Source organism: Pseudenhygromyxa sp. WMMC2535, from assembly GCF_011083025.2.
Map to the genome: position 1 here is coordinate 7,391,464 of NZ_JABJWV010000001.1, position 18,586 is coordinate 7,410,049.

The window sequence follows — 18,586 nt, forward strand, 5'->3', positions numbered from 1 at the left end:
GTGCCATCGCGGCCCTGGCCCCAGGAGCCCATGGTTCGAGCTGCGTTCAACGAATGACGGCGACCAAGGACGGCGCGGTCACCCGCCGCTCGCGGGGTGTCGACTTCGACAGGCCTCCAACGCCGGCCGCGGGTGGCCCAGCGCGGCCTCAGCCCCGCTTGCGACGGCGCCCTCGCTCGCGCAGCTTGCCCCGTCGCCCGCGCGAGCCGTCGTCGGCGAAGGGCGGCGGCAACAGGGGCTCGTGGTAGCCGGTGCGGCTGGCCTGCTGGAGCTCGACCTCGCCGAGCAGCATCTGCGGGGCGACGCCGGCCACGGGGAGCGAGCCGCTCTCGGCCCAGCAGTGGCCGTGGTCGACCCCCGCGCGCCCACCAAAGGCCACGATCTTCTGGAGCGCGGACAGGGGCGTGCCGATCAGCTCGAGGTCGCGGACCCGCCGGCGCGCGCCGGTCTCGACGTCGATCAGCTCGACGTGGGCCAGCTCGCCCTTGAAGACCTGAAAGTCGTAGCTGTCGGTCGAGGTCTCGCCGGCGCGGATGTGGTGGATCACCGCGACTTCGCGGCGCCCGGCGGCCTTGGCCAGGCGCAGGAGCTCGGCCTCGAGGGCCGCGGCGTCCATCGCCGCCTCGGGCTCGGCCTCGACCACGAGGTTGCCCATGCGCGCCATCGGCCGCTCGAGCCCCGCGCTGCGGCCGTGGCCGTTGGAGCGCTGGGGGTGATCGCTGGGCAGGGCCGCGCGGCTGCGCAGGAAGCCGACCAGCTCACCGTCGCGGATCAACGCCGCGCGCTGGGCCGCGACGCCCTCGTCGTCGACGCGGTAGCTCCCCCACAGCGAGCGGCCCTCGAATTGCTCGAGCGAGGGGTCGTCGTAGACGTGCAGCCCGCGGGGGAGCACGCGCTCGCCGAGCATGTGCGCGAAGGTCCTGGTCTCGCCGCGGGCGACCAGGCGGTTGCCCTCGAGGCGGTGGCCCAGGGCCTCGTGAAAGATCGTGCTCGCGGCCTGGCCAGAGAGCAGCGCCGGCCCGATGAAGGCGCCCGGGCTCTCGGCCGCGCGCAGCTCGGCGAGCTCGGCGAGGACCTCGTCGAGCAGCGCGCGCATCTGCTCGGCGTCGGGGAGCTCTTCGGGGCGCCGGCCGGGGATCGAGCGGGTCGCCTCGACGTAGACGCCGTCCTCCGTGAGCACCCAGCCCGAGACCTCGAACTCGAGCCAGAGGTCGGAGGTCCTGATCCGCGCGCCCTCGCTGTCGACCTGCCAGCGGTGCAGACGCTCGCCGCGGATCGTCAGCGCGGGGTCGTAGACCTCGGGGTGCTCCAAGAACACCCGCGAGAGCTCGACCAGGGTGTCGGACCAGTCCGAGACCGGCAGCGGGGCGTCGTCGATGTCCTCGAGGTGGACCACGGCGCGCTCGCGGGTGAAGCTGGCGACCTCGTCGCGCAGGAACTCCGCGACCATGGCCTTGCGGTGGTCGTAGTAGTCCGACAGGGCCTCGTCGAACTTGAGCTGGGTCAGCTTCCACAGCGCGCAGCGCAGGCCCGTGGGGTCGAGGTCGTCGGGGGCCGTCAGCCAGTCGGCGCTCTCGCGCTCCTCGGCGGCGGCCTCCGGGTCGAGGCCGCCGTCCATGACGTTGTCGAACTCGTGGGAGCCCACGCGGACGTCGACGAAGAGGTCGTTGCTGCTGCGCTCGCGCCGACGCAGCAACGAGCCGTGGGCGGCCTGCAAGAGCAGCTGTCGCCGGCGTCGCAGGGCGTAGAGGACGTAGTAAGGCCGGGGGCTGCCGGGCACGCGCAGGCCCTCGAGGGAGCGGCGCTGCTCCGCCCGCAGGGCGTCGAGGATCGGATCGGGGTCTCGGGTCATGTATCGCCGCTGGCCGCTGAGGGCACGAAGGACGGACGGCCTTAGCAGGCCGGGCGAGCTTTCGCCACAGGCTGCTAGAGCGGAGGCCGCTGGGGGCCCGGGTCTGGGGGGCGGACCTGGGGCTAGTGTGCGCGGCAGAGAACTTGAAGGGCCCCAGGCTTGGAGCACCGGCCGCTGACTTCGTTGCTCGTCAGTCATTTGTGCCCGACAAACTCCCTCCTCGCGCCTCGTCAGCAACCGGCGGTCCGGCGCCTGGGACCCTTCAAGTCCTCTGCCGCGCACACTAGTGCGAGCGGCGGTCGTCGTTGCGCCGCTCCTCGCGGCGCTCGGCTCGCTCGCGCTCGTCGTGCTCGTAGGCCCGGACGATGTCCTGGACCAGGGGGTGACGCATCACGTCGTTGCCCGTGAACCGACACACGCTGATCGAGGGCACACCCGAGAGCACGCGCAGCGCGTGGTTGAGGCCGCTCTTCTCGCGCCCGCCGAGGTCCCGCTGCGAGGGGTCCCCCGTGACCACGGTCCACGTGCCCATGCCGATGCGCGTGAGCATCATCTTCATCTGCTCGCGGGTGGTGTTTTGGGCCTCGTCGAGGATCACGAAGGCGTCGTTGAGCGTCCGCCCGCGCATGTAGGCCAGGGGCGCGACCTCGATCACGCCCTGCTCCATCATGCGCTGGACCTTGGGCCCGTCGAGCATGTCGTAGAGCCCGTCGTAGAGCGGGCGCATGTAGGGGCTGACCTTCTCCTCGAGCGTCCCCGGCAAGAAGCCGAGGTTCTCGCCGGCCTCGATCGCCGGGCGGCTGAGGATGATCCGCCGGACCTGCTTGTCCTGGAGGCGGCGCACGGCCATGGCGACCGCGAGGAAGGTCTTGCCGGTGCCAGCGGGGCCCACGCCAAAGACCAGGTGGTTGCGGCGCATGGCCTCGACGTAGCGCTTTTGCGCGAGGCTGCGCGGCGCGATGGTCTTGCCGCTGCTCTTGGTGATGACGACGTCTTCGTAGACGGCGTCGAGCTCGGCCTCGGGGTCCTCGCGCAGGATCTCGAGGCCGCGGGCGACGTCCGAGGGGATCATCGGCCGGCCCTTGCGCGCGAGGCGAAACATCTGCTCGAGCAGGCGCTGGACGAGGTCGAAGTGGTCCTCGTCGCCCTCGAGGGTCAGCTCGCTGCCGCGCACGTGCAGGCTGACGCCCGTGGCCCGCTCGAGCTCCACCGCCACGCGCTTGGCGTCGCGCGGCGAGCCCAGCACGAGCTGGAGCGCGCGCTGATCGTTGAAGGCGAGCTTTCGGGTGGCGGACACTGCGGGGTCGAAATGGTGGTATGGCAGGGGCGCGGAGGCCGGAAGCTACCACGGCTCGGTCCATGGTCAACGTCCGCGAGTCCCATGAGCGACGAACACGATCCTCCCCTGCCCCTCGAGCATGGCCCAGACGAGGTCATCGACCACCATGTCCACGGGCTGCGCGATGGCCTCGCGGGCATGCGCGATCTGATGAACCGCCTCCTCGGTGACCAGGGCTGCCCCTGGGACCGCGTCCAGACCCTCGACAGCCTGCGGCCCTACCTGATCGAGGAGGCCCACGAGGTCCTCGAGGCCCTCGACGGCGACGACCCCGAGGAGCACCGCCGGGAGCTCGGGGATCTACTGTTTCAGATCGTGTTTCAGTCGGCGCTGCGCGAGCGCGAAGGGCACTTCGATCTCGACGGCGTGGTCGAGGCGATCCGCTCCAAGATGATCCGCCGCCACCCCCACGTGTTCGGCCCAGGGGGCGCGGCGCCGAGGGTCAGCGCCGAGGAGGTCGACGCCAACTGGGCCCAGATCAAGGAGGCCGAGCGCCAGGCCCGGCACCGGGCCAAGGCTGCCCGCGGCGCGCCCGAGCGCGTGGCCGCCAACCCCCTGGCCGGCGTCCCCCGCTCGCTCCCCGGGCTCCAGCGCGCCTGGCGGCTCCAGAACAAGGCCGCCGGCGTCGGCTTCGACTGGCCCGATCTCGAGGGTCCCCGCGCCAAGGTCCGCGAGGAGCTGGCCGAGCTCGACGCGGCCATCGAGGCTGGCGAGCTCGACCACATCGAGGAGGAGTTTGGAGATCTCCTGTTCGTCCTCGTCCGCCTCGGTCAAAAGCTCGGCGTCGAGGCCGAGACCGCGCTGCGCCGGACCAACGAAAAATTCGAGCGCCGCTTCGCCCACGTCATGGCGCGCTGCCACGAGCAGGGCCTGGATCCGCAGGCCGCAGGCCTCGAGGTCCTCGATGGGTTTTGGGACGAGGCCAAGGCGATCGAGCGCGGCTCGGGGGCGTGACAGCTGGGCCCGACCGCGACACGCGGATCAGCGGTCAATTCAACACGCAGATCCGCGCCCAGATCAACCGCTGACTCGGCGCAAAACCGGGGTGGTGCTCGCCCCCGCGCGTGTCCGGGCGCGACGCCGCAGTCGTGCGGCACGACGGCGCAGGCCTGCGATGTCGCGGCGCGATGCCGCTCCTGGAGCACCATCGCGCGCAGGGGCGAGTTCGCTCGCGCGCTCGTGCGTGTGAAGGCCTGGCCCACATGCGACGTCGGACGAGCCCGGCCTGCCCCACCTGCCCCTCCTGCCCGACATGGGGGGCCACGCTGGAACCTCCCCCGGCGCGCGTGGCCTCTGGCTTGCAAAGTTTGCCAGCGGACGAGCGGAACACTGGCCGACCGGCAGGCCCCGGTCCATGATCGAAGGAGCATCGAGATGGCGTCGACCCCCACTAGCTTGGCCCTGCAGCGCAGCTACAGGCACCTCGATCCTGCCCAGGTCGATGCCGCGCGCCATCACCTGCACAACGCCGACGACGCCCTCAACATGGCCCTGCTGACCCTCGATGGCTCCGAAGACGAGCACCGAGAGGCCAAGCAGGCCCGCGCTGCGACGGCCCGCCGGCTGCTCGCGGAGGCCGTGACCAGCCTGGCCCGCGCCCGCGTGTTCGTCCCGGGGGTCCGCACCTACACGGTCAGCGTCGTCACCACCGGCGAGCGCGAGATCGACCGCGAGCTCCTCCGCCTCCACGAGCTCGCCACCACGCTGCTGTGGCACAACCACAGCGTGCTCCCAGCCCAGCGTCAGGCCCAGCCGCTGACCCCCGAGGACGAGGCCCAGCTCGCGGCGGTGGTCGGCAACCTCAACGCCCAGGCCCGCCTCGACCGAGCGATGCGCTTCAAGTGGCTCGTGGGCGCGGCCTTGTGCAGCGTCCTCGCCCCTGCCCTGGGCTTTGGCCTGTTCCTGCTCGCCCTCGCCAGCGCGATCATGGCTGGTGTCGAGCTCGCCCGCGGGGCGGCGCCGCCCGTGCTCCCCGCCTGATCGTCGGATCAAAGTCGGATCAAAAAAAGGGGGCCCCGCAGGGTCCCCTTCTTCGTGTGTGTGCCCGCGCCTCAGTCCGTGGGCAAGAACGCGTCCCCGCCATCATCGGAGGCCGACTCCCCCCCACTCGGCGTGGTCGGGGTGGTCGCGCTCGGCGGCAGCGGTGCGTCCAAGGTGTCGGGGAACTCGAAGACCAGCAGCTGATAACCGTTGGGTCCGGGCTTGGTGTCCCAGGTCGGCGTGGCGGCCCAACGCAAGACGAGGTCGACCTGAAGATCCTTGCCCTTGCGCGAGACCAGCACCTCTTCGACGGGGGTGTTGAAGTAGCGCGTGATCAGCTTGCGCCGGTTGTTGCGGACGGTGACGGAGGTCCGCGGCAGCTTGACGCGCACGCGCCCGTCCTCGACGACGACCTCGGGCTCGACACCGGTGCTGAGCTGGAAGAACACCCGCGAGCTGGCCTCGCCGCGCTCGAAGCCCGTCCAGGTCAAGACCGCCGACTGACCGCCGACCTCGGTGGGAGCGAAGGGCGGCGTGTTGCCGCCGTCGAGGCTCACGCCCTGGTAGTAGCCGACGGGGTTGACGGTGAAGAATGGATCTTCGTCGACGCTGGCGATGTAGTTGGGCGAGCGAGACACGGCGCCGCGGCTGAACGTCCACGTCCCCGTGAGGTCCGTGTCCGGCGTGCGCTGATCGATGGTCAGAGGATCGGACACGCCCCCGCTGTCGGTGTTGGCGCTCGGGGGCGGCGGGGCGCTGCTGCTCCGCAGGGTCGTCGACCCGCTGCTGGCGCGGGTGCTCGCGGCCGAGCTGCCGCTGCTGCCCGTGCTGGCGCTCGCGCTGTCGCCCCGCTGGGGCGGAGGGGGCGGAGGCGGGCTGGCCCAGGCGGTGGCCGAGGCCAACATCAGGGCGACGCTGCCGGAGGTGACCACGAGGCGTCGACGGTCCATCTCCGGGATCCTAGCCAGGCTGGGCCCAGTTTTCCAAGTTCGTGACCCTTTTACCCGCGCACGCGGGGATCCGAGAGCTCTGGGGCGTCCTGGCCCGCCGGATCGAGGCCCAGCGCCCAGGCGCGCAGCGGGCCGACGAGGGAGTGGGAGCCGCAGATCAGCAGCTTTTGGCCGCGCTCCCGGGCCGCGGCCACGGCCGCGAGCAGCTCGGGGTCATCGACGCCGGAAAATTTGCGCTCGCCAGCTCGCTGCGCGCCGAACTCATTGTCCGCCGCGGTCATCCCCTGCCCCGCTGGCGGGACGTGCCACAGCGGCGCGAGCGTCCGCAGCCGCGCGGCCATCTGTGCCGTCGCCTTGCCGATCTGCGTACCAAACACGATCGCGTGCGGCCTGAGCTCGAGCGCGAGCATCGCCGCTACCAGCGCATCGACACCGTCGATGTTGTGCGCGACGTCGAAGATCAGCGCGTCGACGAGCTCGAGCCGCCCCGGCCAGCGCAGCTCGTCGAAGTAGCGCGGCGAGAGCTCGGCCGGGGATCCCCCCCCCGCGGCCAGCAACCACTCGAGGCCAGCCCAGGCTAGCCCTGCGTTGTGGCGCTGGTGTGCTCCCGGCAGCCCTGCGGGGGCGCGCGCGAGCGGCTCGACGATGTGCAGGGGCGCCCCTCTCTCGGCCGCGAAGGCTGCGATCACGGCCGCGGCTGCCGGGCGCTGCTCGACGCTGAACACCGGCACGCCCGGACGGATCACCGCGGCCTTCTCCGCGGCGATGGAGGCGATGTCCGGGCCGAGGAGCTCCTGGTGATCGAGGCCGATGCGGGTGATCAGCGTGAGCGCGGCCGGGAGCACCGAGGTCGCGTCGAGGCGCCCGCCGAGGCCGGCCTCGAGCACGACGTGGGAGCAGCCCGCGTCCACGAAGCGCTCGAGGGCGACGGCGGTGAGGATCTCGAAGAAGCTCAGGGATACGCCGGCGTCGGCCTCGGCCACGGCGACTCGCTCGATGCCGAGGCGGATCGCCTCGTCGTCCACGGCCCGCCCATCGACGCGCACGCGCTCACCGACGCGGTGCAGGTGCGGGCTGGTGAACAGCCCGACGCGGCCCTCGACTCGTCCGCGCAGGCCGTGGGCCAGCATCGCCGAGGTCGAGCCCTTGCCGTTGGTGCCCACGACCTGCGCGACGACGAAGGGGGGGCGCGCGCGCAGACCTGGGCGCATCGCATCGAGCACCTGCCCGAGGTAGGCCAGGTCGAAGCGGATCCCGAGCTTGCGCTTGGCGAAGAGCGTGTCGCGCCAGTCGGTGCGCATCGGCGTCACTGTGTCACAGGTCGCGTGGAGTCCGAGCGAGCGCTCGCGTCGAAGCCAACGCGAGGGGACTCATGACGCGAGCTCGTGGTGTGCACTCGTGGTGCACACTCGTGGCGCACAGTAGTGGCGCGAGGTGTCGCGCTCAGTTGCCGACACCGCGGAACACCCCGCTCGTCGCTGGGCTCGTCCGTGGCTGAGGGGCGGCGTCGCCAGCTCCGGGGGAGCCGAGCAGACGCAGCAGCGCGGCCAGCTGCTCGCGCATCTCGAGGCGGCTGACGATGCGGTCGATCATCCCGTGCTCGATCAGAAACTCGCTGCGCTGGAAGCCCTCGGGCAGCTCCTGACCGATGGTCTGCTGGATCACCCGCGGGCCGGCGAAGCCGATCAGCGCCCTGGGCTCGGCGAGGATCAGGTCACCCAAGAAGGCGAAGCTCGCCGCCACACCGCCGGTCGTGGGGTGGAGCAGCACCGAGATATAGGGCAGCCCCGCCTCGCGGAGGCGGGCGCGGGCCGCCGAGGTCTTGGCCATCTGCATCAGCGACAAGATGCCCTCTTGCATGCGGGCGCCGCCGGAGGCCGAGAACACCAGCGCGGCGCGGTTTTGCTCGACGGCGCGCTCGAACACTCGGGCGCACTTTTCACCGACGACCGAGCCCATGGAGCCGCCCATGAACTCGAAGGCGAAGAAGCCCGCGGACACGGGCACGCCGTCGATGGTCCCGGTCCCCGAGACGAAGGCGTCGAGGCGGCCGCTCTTGTGCTTGGCGGCCGCGATCCGGTCGCTGTAGCGCTTGGAGTCCTCGAAGCCCAGGGGGTCACCCGAGGTCAGATCGATGTCGTGCTCGGTCCAGCTGTCCTCGTCGATGAGCGAGGCGATGCGCTCGTCGGTGGGCATCACGTGGTGATGCGCGCAGACCGGACACACGCGGAGGTTCTGAACGAGCTCCTCCGTGTAGGTAATTTCGCCACAGGACTCGCACTTACTCCACAGGCCGGGCGGGACCGAGGTCTTGGTGCCAGGTTTGTTGGGCTGCTCGAGTGCGGGTTTTTTGCGTCGCCACCAGGCCATGGGCTGTAATTGGGGTCCTTTCCCCCGTCGAGGCGCGCTATGATTCCACCGGACGCACCTTGCTGGCAAGGGCGTCCGGTGAAGCGCACCCGTTCGGGTGGCGCGCGGTGAAGCCCGGTGAGTGTAGCCAGCAATCAAAGGCAGGAGCGTGCGTGGCCGGCGGGCCGCGCAGAGGACTCGTGCGGGCGCTGGGCGGTACCCGAGGACGACCTCGCCTCCGTGGCCCGCGCGTTTCAGAACATCCTCGAGCGCTACAGCGGGACGGTCATGCGCCGGACCGTGGGCACCGCCGACGAGTACGGCGTGGACGGGCTCTACGTCGCGGTCATGGTGATCCGCGAGCGCACCGCCTGGCCAGCGATGCGCAGCGAAGACCGCAACGCCCTCGAGCTCGCCAGCCGGCTGATGCACGACTTCGCCATGCTGCCGAGCACCACCTACATGCAGGTGCCCCCGGCGGACGTCGACGCCCTCGTCGATCGGATCCTCACGAGCGTGGCCCACTGGGCGCGCCAGCAGCTGCTCAGCCACCTCAAGCGCGAGTACATGGGCCTGCTCGAGGAGTACGCCGAGCGCCTGCGCCCCATCCTCGAGGCCGCCCGCGGCGGCAAGGTCGACGACGAGCTCGTCGATCGCCCCTCGATCACCATCGAGCTGATGGAGACCTTCGAGCGCTGGCTGGCCAGTGACTGCCCCCTGCCCGCTCGGCGCGGCATGTTGGCGGTGCTCGAGCACCTCTTTGGCTGATCTCTGGCCGGTTGAAAGCTGACTCACGGGCTCCCCCCCGCCCAGCGTGAACATGCGGCGTGAGCTCGCGGCTCACCCGCCCCATTTGGCCTGGCAGGGGCGACTCTCCCCTGGCGCGATTGCCCGCGGGGGGGTCCAGCTGGTATGGCCGGCGGCCATGAAGCGAGACCAGCCCGCCGATCCAGGCGCAGCGCTCACCTATGCGAGCGCGGGAGTGGACATCGCGGCCGGCAACGAGGCCGTGCGCCGCATCACCGCCATGGTCGGGACCACGCGCCAGCCCGAGCAGCAGGGCCTCGAGGGTCTCGGTGGCTTCGCCGGGCTGATGGCCCTACCCACGGGCATGCGCGAGCCGGTGCTGGTCTCGTGCACCGACGGCGTGGGCACCAAGCTGCTCGTCGCCATCGCCATGGACCGCCACGACAGCGTCGGCGTCGACCTCGTGGCGATGAACGTCAACGATCTGCTGTGCACCGGCGCGCGGCCGCTCTTCGTCCTCGACTACGTGGCCACCGGCCGCCTCGAGCCCGGCAAGATCGAGCAGATCGTCGCCGGCGTGGTCGCGGGCTGCCGCCAGGCCAGCTGCGCCCTGCTCGGGGGCGAGACCGCCGAGCTCCCGGGCATGTACGCCGACGGCCACTACGACCTCGCGGCCACGGCCGTGGGCGTGGTCGAGCGCGCCTCGATCTGGGGCGCGCAGCGCAGCCGCGCGGGAGACCGCGTGCTCGCCCTCCAGTCTTCGGGCCTGCACAGCAACGGCTACTCCCTCGCCCGCAAGGCCCTGCTCTCGCCCGAGCACGCCGGGCTCGATCTCGGCGATCCCCTACCCGGCGCGCGGGCGACCCCCCAGAGCGTGGGCGAGGCCCTGCTCGAGCCCACGCGGATCTACGAGCCTGCCTTCGCCGCGCTGCGAGCTCTCGACGGCGATCCCGTCCACGCCGCCGCGCACATCACCGGCGGCGGGCTGATCGAGAACCCGCCCCGCGCCTATGACTCGTCGCTGGCCGCCGAGATCGATCTCGGCGCCCTCGAGGTGCCGGCGATCATTCGCGCCGTCGCCGCTTGCGGCGTCCCCCAGGCCGAGATGCTGCGGACCTTCAACTGCGGCGTGGGCATGCTCCTCTTCGTCCCGCGCGAGCGCGCCGATGAGGTCTGCGCCGCCTGCGACGCGGCGGGCCAGCCCGCCACCCCCGTCGGCGAGCTCGTCGAGCGCGCGAGCGCCGAAGATCCCGCGGTCCGTGTGCGGGGCGTGGACCGGGCCCTGGGGCTGTAGGATCGTCGAGACACGTGGCGAGCACGACCAACCACTACGACCTGATCGTGCTCGGCACCGACGTCGCCGGCCTGGTCGCTGCTGCCCTGGCCGCGCGCCGAGGCAAGCGGGTCCTGCTCGTCCCCCAGGGCGCCATCGATGGCACCTACCGCCTCGGCCGGCGCAACCTCGCCCTCGACAGCGCGCCGCTGATCCACCTGGACTGCCCTGCGGGCCGCAAGGTGTTCGAAGAGCTCGGGCTGTGGACGCAGATCCGTCGGGAGCATCGCCTGCTCGAGGAGCCGGTGCACTGGGTCCTGCCCCAAAACCGCCTCGACGAGGAGCCCGACGGCCGCAACTTCGCCCGCGAGGTCGGCCGCGAGTGGCCCGAGGATCCGGTCGCCGAGGCCTGGGAGCTGCGCCAGCGCTGGACCACGGCCACGGACGAGCTCCTCGACGAGCTCCTGGCCTCGGACAACGCCCTGAGCACCGACGGCTTCTGGGGCCGGCGCTTCCTCAATCGCGTGTCCAACAGGCTGCCGAGCGCCGAGCTCGACGACCTCGAGCCCCTCGTGGGCGGCCACCCCATGCGCGCCCGAGCCCGCGCCGCGGAGCCCTGGGTGCAGCACCTGGCCCCCAGCGCCCTCGGCAAGGCGGCGAGCCTGCGCATCGCCGGGCTGTGGGCCCGGGGCCCCCGCGACCGCGCCGGCGGCCTCGGCAGCCTGCGCGAGCAGCTGGTCCAGCGCATCGAGCTCAAGTCCGGCGAGGTCAAGCCCAACCTCCGCGTGGCCGAGATCCTCATCAAGCGCGGGCGGGTGACCGGCATCAGCCTGCTCGGCAAGCGCGACCGCTACGGCTGCGAGCACCTCCTCGTCGCCTCCGATCCCCGCCTGCTGGGCGACGGCACCCTGCTGCCCGACACCTTGCCAAAGCCCCTGCTCGTCAGCTTGAGCAACGTCGTCGACGCGGCCCGCCGCTACCTGCTGCACATCGAGATCGACGAGCGCGGCCTCAGCCCGGCCCTCGACGGCATGACCTTGTGCCTGCCCGAGTCGCCGGGCCACACCAGCACCTTCTTGGCCCGCGAGGGCGTGGGCTCCACCTACCTGCGCCTCGGCCCGTCCGAGGCCGGTGTTCGCAAGCTGACCCTCGTGCGCATCGTGGGCCCCGAGGAGCCCCTCGCCGACCAGCGCGAGCAGCTCCTCGACGAGCTCGAGCGCCGCGGCGTGCTGCCCTTCGCCCGCGACTGGATCACCATGATGCACTCGCCCCACGACGGCCGCGAGGCCAGCGACGGCCGCGGTCGCCCGGTCGAAGGGGTCGGCCAGGACTCGGCCATGCAGCTGCGCCTCGATCCCCTGGTGACACTGCGAGGTGGCGAGCCGAGCCTCGGTGTCGGGCTGATGCCCCACTCCTCGGGGATCAAGAACCTGACCTTCGCCTCGCGCCTGACCTATCCGGGCCTCGGCCTCGAGGGCGAGCTCATCGCGGGCTGGGCGGCCGCCGGCGCGGTCGCGGGGGCCGGTCGCTCGGGCCTCGGGCGCAACCTCTTCCTGGGTCGCGGCTGAGCCTGCGCTTCGTTATCCTCCCGGCCATGGTGACCTCGCTCGAGCGCACCGCGGCCGTCGCCGCCTTTCGTCTCCTCGGGATCGGGATCGCCGCCGGGCTGGGGCTCGGCGCCCTCGAAGGCTGCGGCAAGATCAGCGACGACAGCACCCCCCAGCGGGTCCACGACGAGGGCGACCGCGAGCTGCTCCAAAAGGAGCCGCCGCCCCCGCCCGATCCCGAGCTGTGGCGGCGCGGCCCCGCGCGGACGCCCGCGAGCATGGCTCGCTTCACGCAGCCGGACCTCAGCAAGCTCGACGGGCACTGGGTCGTGGCCAGTGACATCCCCGGCCAGCGCGAGCTGTGGATCTTCGACTCGAGCGACGAGAAGCTGCTCATCGTCGATCGCCACGGGCGCGAGCGGATCAACGGCCTGGTCGCCATGACCCCCTGCACGCTGCGCGTCACCGACGAGTATGGGCGCACCTCCTCGCGGTTGATCGCCGCCGACGGTGATCAGCTCTACGTCAGCGCTGGCGGGGCCGTGGCCATCACCACGGGCGAAGGCGAGGCGCAGGGCGTGCTCGCCTGCGTCGGACACCATGTCTACGAGCGCAAGCCCACCGGCGAGTGCGTCGACCACAACGAGATGCTCGGGATCTGGCGCGAGAACGTCGTCGATGCCGAGCGCTGCGTCCCCGGGCGCGACGCGTGGGAGATCGACGGCCACACGCTCACCCTGCTCGCAGATGGCCTGTGGCTGGACGAGAAGGCCCGCGCCCTGCCGGCGCAGCGCTTCGAAGACCGCCGCTCCGCGGAGCTCGCCCTCAACGCGGCCCCCGAACCGACCGGTGACGAGGACACCGGGACGGACGGGAGCGAGACGGGCGAGAGCGAGACGTCCTCACCCGGCAAGCCCGAACCCAGCGACGCCAAGGCGCCGGCCACCGCCCAGTAAAGCTGGGTGCGGCCGTGGTGAACCCCATCACAGGCAGTCCAGCGCCATGTCCCCCGGCGCGTGGCACTTGAGACAGACCCGACGGTTGCGGGCCTCGAGGGAGGTGCAGCGCTTCGAGTTGGCGAAGCCGCCCCCGTGCGGGCTGACGTCGAGGCCCGGGCTCGCGGCGTCGGTGGTCGCGTGGCAAGCCAGGCAGGTGTCCTCGCCGTGGCAGCTGACGCAGGTCGAGATGTTGCGCTGAGCCGGGAGCGCGTGGCCCTGGGGCGTCCCCGGCGGGCCGCTCCAGCCGCTCGGGTGGAAGCTCAGCGGCGAGCCCACGCCGAATTGCCCCTCTTCGCTGCTGTCCGTCACGCCCGCGCGCAGGTGGCAGCCGCGGCACTCGGTCTGGGCGCGGTGGCAAGACGAGCAATCCTGGGTGGCCGCGCGCGCGTCGACGGCGTGGCTGGTCAGATAGTCCGCGGCGTGCAGGCGCATCGGACGGATCGGCCCGGCGTGGCAGTCCATACAAAACTCGTCGTCGTGGCAGGCCGCGCACAGCTCCGAGTTGGCCTTGGCCACGGCCGCGTGATCCTGGACGAAGGCCAGATCGTGCTCGGCTCCGCGGGCGCCCTTGCCCCGCGGCAGGAGCTTGGGCGCCGTCGCGTCGTCGCCCACGGTGGTCAGCAGGCGCCCGTCCTTGCCGCTGGGATGGCAGGTCGAGCAGCGATCGCTGGCCTGCTGGCCGTCGTGACAGCCGAGGCAGTCCGCCTCTTTGGGGAGCTGGGCCAGGGTCGCCAGGCCGACCTTCTTCATGTCGCCGTGACAGGTCGCGCAGTCGCTGCCGCGGGCGATGTGGGCCTCGTGCGAGAAGAGCAGCCGCGGCTTGGGGATGATCGAGGTCGCCGTGACGCGCTGGCCGTCGACGTGGGTGTGGCAGTCGGCGCAGTGTGCCGGACCCTCGGTCTGCGCCGTCCACGGGTGCTGATCCCCGTGGCAGGTGTCGCAGGCCTCGCCGGTCGGGAGGTCGTTTTGAGAGGAGAGCGCGCTGGTCTCGATGCGCTGGTGGCACTGCTTGCACTGCACGCCCTCGCGCAGGTGGAGGCCGTGATCCATGCGCACGCGCAGCTCCTGGGGCGGATAGACCGGGCCGCCGGGGCGCTTGGGCCCCTCGGCGCGGGCCAGGGTCGCGGGCGGCTCGCTCAGCGGGCGCTCGGGCGCGGCCACGGCCGCTGTCACGATCGCCGGGGCTGCGCCAAAGAGCGGGCTCAGCAGCCCCGCCACGAACACCACCGAGAACAGCGTCGCCACCGCCCAACACGGGGCCCAACGCGGCGCCCAGCGCTGCGCCCAGCGCTGCGCCGCCTGCTGTCCTGCCCTGCCCTGCCTCACCTGCCTCACGAGCCCCGCCTCCCCGCGCGAAAGCTCCAGTCCGCGCTGAAGATCGCCAGCCCGCGAAAGGCGTGGACCAGGTAGGAGGTGAACAGCTCCTCGGCGAGCAAGGTCAGGTGGATGCCCTTCCACAGCTGCACGTCGGTCCCGGCCTGGAGGCTCAGACCGTAGCCGCGGCGGTCTTCGACCTGGTCGTCCTCGTAGGAGGTGAAGTAGCTGCGCAGATCGATGCCCACGCGATCCCAGGCCACGCGGACCTGGCCGTCGAGGCCGCCCCCCGCCTGGGTCCCGCCCTCGCCCCCCTGGACGAAGGCGTCGCTGCGCAGGGCAAAGCGATGGCGCTGCCACAGCGCCGCGAACGCGGCCCCCCAGCCAAAGGCCAGCGGGCTCTCCGGCTCGACCCCGAGGCGCTCGGTCTGCTCGTTGCGAAAGATCCGCAGGCTCCCGCGCCCGAGCAGCGTCCAGTCGCTCCCGGCGCGGACCTGGTAGCTCAGGCGCAGGTCCTCGAGCGGCTGGATCGTGAACAGGTTGAAGATCGAGTCGAGGTCGAAGCTCGGCTGCGTGCGCAGGTACTGGGCGCGGATCAGGTGCTGGTCCGACACGGCCAGGGCCGCGCTCACCGAGAGGTCGTCGACGCGCAAGGTCCCCAGGTTGAAGCGCATGGCGGCGGAGGGCACGAACACGCCGTCGAAGAAGTTGAAGTCCACGGTCGCGGAGATCAGCTCCTGATCCACGCCCGAAGCCAGGGACTGGGTCGAGCCGTCGCTCAGGCCCGTGGACTCGACGAGCTTGGTGTTGAGGGCCGCGGGGGTGAAGGTCCGCCGGTAGGCCACGCGCGCGTGGGCCCACTGGATCCCCGAGAGCGAGAGCGCCGCGCCGACCATCGGCGAGGTCGCTTGGTCGTCGGCGTCGCTCCCCGAGGTGCCGTCGAGGGTCACGGTCGGCCAGCCAAAGAGCTGGTTGCCGTTGACCTGGAGCCCGCCGAAGACCTCGATGGCCAGGTGGGCCGGCGTGTCCGCGCGGATCCATCCGCCGTCGAAGGCGTACCAGTCCAGGCCGCTGGTCTCGAACTGCCGCCCGACCCGAAAATCGACGAAGCCGCCGATCTGCCGGCCCTGGAGGTATCCGTAGAGCACATCGATCTGCCGACCATCGACGCTCTCGAGGAGCGCCGAGGAGTCGCTGCCCGCGCCGCTACGGTAGTCGCCGAAGTCGTGGCGCAGGCGCATCGACGCGACCAGCTCGAGCTGCCCGTCCTCGGGCTCGCGGGTCCACTGGTCGGCCTGCTTGGGCGGGAGCAGCTCGTAGACGCCCAGGTTGACGTACTGCACCAAGCGACGGCGGCGCAGCAGCCGGGGCTCGTCGGTCCCCGGGGCCACGATCACGTAGGCCTCGCCGATGGTCCGGGCGCCGACCCGCACCTCCGAGGCCTCGGCGCGCCCGCACAGGCCGAACGCGCCCGCGCAGACCAGCGCCGGCCAGGCGCGGCGGCGGGTCCGTGGCTGCGCGAGCCGTGGCGCGAGTGGCATCATCCGCGGCCGCCATGCTAGCTGGTTAGCGCCCGCTTCGGCGCGGGAACCTCGACGACATGGCTCTGTCACCTACCCCCGTGCCCCGCCGCCTGCGTGTCCGCGTCTCCCTGCTCGCCTCGCTCTTGGCCACCACCACCACGCTCGCGGCGGCCACGGCCGGCTGCGTCCGCGGCGGAGGCCGCAGCGAGGTCCCTGGAGCGAAGCTGGTCGCGGACGGGTGGATCGACGCATCGACCATGGGCGAGGCGACCCTCGCCGACCCGGATCGCCTCGCGGCGCTGGCCGAGGCCGGGCCCCAGGGCCGCGTCATTCGCCTGGATCGGCTCTTGGATCTCTACGACGCCGCCCGCTTCGCCGAGGACCGCGAGGCCCGCGAGAGCCTGTGGATCGCCCTGGGCGGCAACACCAGCACCCGGGGCATCGACGCCAGCCGCGAGGTCGTGCTCCGCCTGCTCGACGAGGCCTACCGCCTCGACGACCTCGCCGCGAGCGACCCCGCGGCCCTCGACGATGACGCCCGCAGCTTCGTCGCCGACGCGATCATGCTGCTGAGCACCGACATGTTCTTGCCGGACTCGGCCGAGGCGCTGATCACCCAGACCCTGGCCTACCGCGTACTCACGGAGCAGGGCCACCCCCGGATCGCCGACAACGCCCACTGGCGCCTCTACGACCACGTCCGCGGGGTGCTCGAGGGCGCCGTGGACATCGGCCCGCAGCTGCGCGACGAGATCGCCGTGCACGCGCTCTACGCCGAGCGCGAGGACATCTCGGCCTGGCTCGAGGATCGAGCCCCCCACGCCCAGCCGCCCCTGCCCGAGCCCGCCGCGCTGTGGACCGTGCTCGCGCGCCACCGCGACGCCCTGGCCGAGATCCCCCGCTGGCAGGGCGTGGTCGCGTCGCGGGCCGCCGCCGAGGCCGAGCTGCGCGAGACGACCCTGGCCCTGCTGCCCCAGCCCCGCGATCCCGCCTGGGTCCTGCCCGAGCTTCCCCAGGGGACGGGCGTGCGCGAGAGCCTGGCGCCCGTCGTCCTCGCTCGCCCCGGCGAGCTCGTGCTCGAGCCCAGCGGCGTCGAGCCGCGCAGCCTGCCCGCGTCTGCATCCGCAGAAGATCCCGAGGCCCTGCGCGCCGGCCTCGAGGGGCTGCTGGCCCGGGACGGCCGGGGGGTGCTGCTCTTCGCCGCCGATCCCCAGCTGCCCGCGCCGGAGCTCGAGGCGGCCCTCAGCGCCCTCGCCGAGGCGCGAACGAGCACGATCGAGCTCGCCGTCCACGAGCCGCGCATCGGCGAGGGGGCCGAGCCCGTGGTCGTCGCCCTCCCCCTCCACGTCGCCCGCCCGGACGATCTCGCCCGCGGCGTCCGGGCCCTGCGTGAGAGCCGGATCCACGTCCAGCTCAGCGGCCGCGGCCCTCGCTTCGCCATCGACGGGCGCTGGCTCTCGGCCAGCTCGCCCCTGCCCAGCGACATCGAGGCCCTGGCCCAGACGCTGCGCGCGGCCTACCCCCGCGAGCGCGCCCTGAGCCTGTCCCTCGCCGGCGACGTCCAGCCGCGGCAGCTCGTCGATCTCCTCGCCGCGCTCAGCGGCGGCGTCAGTCCGGCTTTCCTCGCGGTCGGCTGGACGCCCGACGTCCCGGCGCAGCCGACGATCGCCGCGCAGCAGCCCGAGGCCGACGCCCTGCTCGACAGCCGCGCGGCCCTCGGTCGCGCCAGGCTCGAGATCGCCATCGAGGCCCCGGACGGCCTCCCCGCAGACGACCTCGCCCGGGTGGAGCAAGCCGCCGACGCGACCCTCGCCTGTGTCCCGGAGCTCGAGGCCGCGCTCCCAGCCGGCGGCCTCCCCCTCAATCTCCACTTCGAAGCCGGCCAATTGGCAACGGTCGAACTTCAGCTCCCGCGGCGAGACGCTCGGCTGGCGCGTAATCGCGCCTCACAAATCGAACACCTCGAGGCCTGCGCCCAAGACCGGCTGCTCGGTTTCCACCTCTCCCAGACCCCAGATGAGAGTGGGATTACCCTTCGTTTGACCGCCAAAGAGTGATCTTTTCCAAGTACATCAGGCGGGACAATTCGTAATACTTCGCCCGCAATGTCGGCATTGGCTTTGCACTCCCAGCTATCAATGCCCGGCTCGGCGATCCGCGATATCCCCGCTTCCACCCCCAAGGACGCCCCGAGCGCCAAGCTCCGGCAGCTCGCGCATCGCTGGCTGCCCATGCTCCTGCGTCGGGTCGGGGTCGCCAGCCGCTGCGTCCACTTACTGCTCAAGCCCAACGTCGACGACATGGAGCTGCTGATCCGGCTCAAGGTCGTCCGCGACGCGGCCCTGCTATCGGCCGCCAGCGCGTGGGCCAAGCACGACCGTCAGAACGCTGAACTGGCCGAGTCTGCGGCCGCCATCGCCGGTCAGCTCGCCCTGGGCATCGAGCTGTCCTCGCGCAACGAGCAGGCCGCGGAGCGCAGCGTCGCCCGTGCGGCCGACCTGCTCGTCAGCCTCCTGGTGATTCGTCCCTCGGGCGGATCCGAGATCGCCCCCACGCCGGCCGCCCCCCTTCCACAGAAGAGGTCATGGTGGTCACGGCTGCGGCGGTGGCTGAGCTGGGGATCCCGTCACCAGTGAGCGAGGCTGCTCACGCGCACCCTCCGCGCGCACCTCGAGGCTGAGGCAATCGTCCCCAGCGAGGCCCTCCGGGGCGCC

15 protein-coding genes are annotated in these 18,586 nt (G+C 72.0%); 8 read left to right on the plus strand and 7 right to left on the minus strand.

All coding sequences use genetic code 11. The features are described 5' to 3' along the window. Positions 1 to 148: 148 nt before the first annotated feature. A complete protein-coding gene (locus G6O69_RS28580; RefSeq protein WP_172306646.1) occupies positions 149 to 1,852 on the minus strand; it encodes a metallopeptidase TldD-related protein in 1,704 nt (567 codons plus the stop codon). 283 nt (positions 1,853 to 2,135) lie between these two features. Continuing rightward, entirely contained in the window at positions 2,136 to 3,149 is a 1,014-nt protein-coding gene (locus G6O69_RS28585; protein WP_172306647.1) for a PhoH family protein, read from the minus strand. A gap of 84 nt (positions 3,150 to 3,233) precedes the next feature. On the opposite strand from G6O69_RS28585, the gene mazG reads away from it, so the two are divergent. Next, entirely contained in the window at positions 3,234 to 4,145 is a 912-nt protein-coding gene (gene mazG, locus G6O69_RS28590; RefSeq protein ID WP_255215896.1) for a nucleoside triphosphate pyrophosphohydrolase, read from the plus strand. 420 nt (positions 4,146 to 4,565) lie between these two features. Next, positions 4,566 to 5,171 carry a hypothetical protein gene (locus G6O69_RS28595; RefSeq protein ID WP_172306648.1) on the plus strand — a complete coding sequence of 202 codons (606 nt, stop codon included), beginning with the start codon at positions 4,566 to 4,568 and terminating at the stop codon, positions 5,169 to 5,171. Between the two features lie 71 nt (positions 5,172 to 5,242). Here the strand turns inward: G6O69_RS28595 and G6O69_RS28600 are convergent, their stop codons facing one another. From G6O69_RS28600 to accD, 3 genes are all read right to left on the minus strand, one after another. Next, on the minus strand, positions 5,243 to 6,121 hold the full coding sequence (locus G6O69_RS28600; protein WP_172306649.1) for a hypothetical protein: 879 nt from the start codon (positions 6,119 to 6,121) through the stop codon (positions 5,243 to 5,245). Between the two features lie 50 nt (positions 6,122 to 6,171). Next, the gene (locus G6O69_RS28605; protein WP_172306650.1) at positions 6,172 to 7,422 is read right to left on the minus strand and encodes a bifunctional folylpolyglutamate synthase/dihydrofolate synthase; all 1,251 of its coding nucleotides are present in this window, start codon (positions 7,420 to 7,422) and stop codon (positions 6,172 to 6,174) included. Between the two features lie 142 nt (positions 7,423 to 7,564). After that, complete coding sequence (gene accD, locus G6O69_RS28610) at positions 7,565 to 8,491, minus strand: acetyl-CoA carboxylase, carboxyltransferase subunit beta (protein WP_172306651.1); 927 nt, start codon at positions 8,489 to 8,491, stop codon at positions 7,565 to 7,567. 117 nt (positions 8,492 to 8,608) lie between these two features. Here accD and G6O69_RS28615 point away from each other — a divergent pair, with 117 nt between their 5' ends. From G6O69_RS28615 to G6O69_RS28630, 4 genes are all read left to right on the plus strand, one after another. Continuing rightward, positions 8,609 to 9,238, plus strand: a complete 630-nt coding sequence (locus tag G6O69_RS28615) for a hypothetical protein (protein WP_176397139.1) — start codon at positions 8,609 to 8,611, stop codon at positions 9,236 to 9,238. Between the two features lie 157 nt (positions 9,239 to 9,395). Beyond that, a complete protein-coding gene (gene purM, locus G6O69_RS28620; protein WP_172306653.1) occupies positions 9,396 to 10,511 on the plus strand; it encodes a phosphoribosylformylglycinamidine cyclo-ligase in 1,116 nt (371 codons plus the stop codon). Between the two features lie 14 nt (positions 10,512 to 10,525). Next, the gene (locus G6O69_RS28625) at positions 10,526 to 12,058 is read left to right on the plus strand and encodes a hypothetical protein (RefSeq protein WP_172306654.1); all 1,533 of its coding nucleotides are present in this window, start codon (positions 10,526 to 10,528) and stop codon (positions 12,056 to 12,058) included. 26 nt (positions 12,059 to 12,084) lie between these two features. Then, positions 12,085 to 12,993: a hypothetical protein gene (locus G6O69_RS28630; protein ID WP_172306655.1), complete on the plus strand. Its 909-nt coding sequence runs from the start codon at positions 12,085 to 12,087 to the stop codon at positions 12,991 to 12,993. 27 nt (positions 12,994 to 13,020) lie between these two features. Here G6O69_RS28630 and G6O69_RS28635 read toward each other — a convergent pair whose 3' ends face one another. Together G6O69_RS28635 and G6O69_RS28640 are read right to left on the minus strand one after the other, a co-directional pair. Next, positions 13,021 to 14,370 (minus strand): cytochrome c3 family protein, encoded by a 1,350-nt coding sequence (locus tag G6O69_RS28635; protein WP_176397140.1) that lies wholly within the window; start codon positions 14,368 to 14,370, stop codon positions 13,021 to 13,023. Next, positions 14,367 to 15,890, minus strand: coding sequence for a hypothetical protein (locus G6O69_RS28640; protein ID WP_217909928.1), 1,524 nt, complete (start codon positions 15,888 to 15,890; stop codon positions 14,367 to 14,369). Before G6O69_RS28640 ends, G6O69_RS28635 begins: the two co-directional genes overlap by 4 nt. Before the next feature lie 59 nt (positions 15,891 to 15,949). Here G6O69_RS28640 and G6O69_RS28645 point away from each other — a divergent pair, with 59 nt between their 5' ends. Beyond that, a complete protein-coding gene (locus G6O69_RS28645; protein WP_172306658.1) occupies positions 15,950 to 17,929 on the plus strand; it encodes a hypothetical protein in 1,980 nt (659 codons plus the stop codon). A 48-nt stretch (positions 17,930 to 17,977) separates the two neighbouring features. Beyond that, positions 17,978 to 18,508, plus strand: a complete 531-nt coding sequence (locus G6O69_RS28650; RefSeq protein ID WP_172306659.1) for a hypothetical protein — start codon at positions 17,978 to 17,980, stop codon at positions 18,506 to 18,508. The last annotated feature ends 78 nt before the right edge of the window (positions 18,509 to 18,586 follow it).

Coding starts and splice junctions, on each gene's coding strand:
- G6O69_RS28580 (WP_172306646.1), bottom strand. CDS start 1,852: ATGACCCGAGACCCCGATCCGATCCTCGACGCCCTGCGGGCGGAGCAG.
- G6O69_RS28640 (WP_217909928.1), bottom strand. CDS start 15,890: ATGCCACTCGCGCCACGGCTCGCGCAGCCACGGACCCGCCGCCGCGCC.
- G6O69_RS28595 (WP_172306648.1), top strand. CDS start 4,566: ATGGCGTCGACCCCCACTAGCTTGGCCCTGCAGCGCAGCTACAGGCAC.
- G6O69_RS28605 (WP_172306650.1), bottom strand. CDS start 7,422: ATGCGCACCGACTGGCGCGACACGCTCTTCGCCAAGCGCAAGCTCGGG.
- accD (WP_172306651.1), bottom strand. CDS start 8,491: ATGGCCTGGTGGCGACGCAAAAAACCCGCACTCGAGCAGCCCAACAAA.
- G6O69_RS28650 (WP_172306659.1), top strand. CDS start 17,978: ATGTCGGCATTGGCTTTGCACTCCCAGCTATCAATGCCCGGCTCGGCG.
- G6O69_RS28645 (WP_172306658.1), top strand. CDS start 15,950: ATGGCTCTGTCACCTACCCCCGTGCCCCGCCGCCTGCGTGTCCGCGTC.
- mazG (WP_255215896.1), top strand. CDS start 3,234: ATGAGCGACGAACACGATCCTCCCCTGCCCCTCGAGCATGGCCCAGAC.
- G6O69_RS28600 (WP_172306649.1), bottom strand. CDS start 6,121: ATGGACCGTCGACGCCTCGTGGTCACCTCCGGCAGCGTCGCCCTGATG.
- G6O69_RS28630 (WP_172306655.1), top strand. CDS start 12,085: ATGGTGACCTCGCTCGAGCGCACCGCGGCCGTCGCCGCCTTTCGTCTC.
- purM (WP_172306653.1), top strand. CDS start 9,396: ATGAAGCGAGACCAGCCCGCCGATCCAGGCGCAGCGCTCACCTATGCG.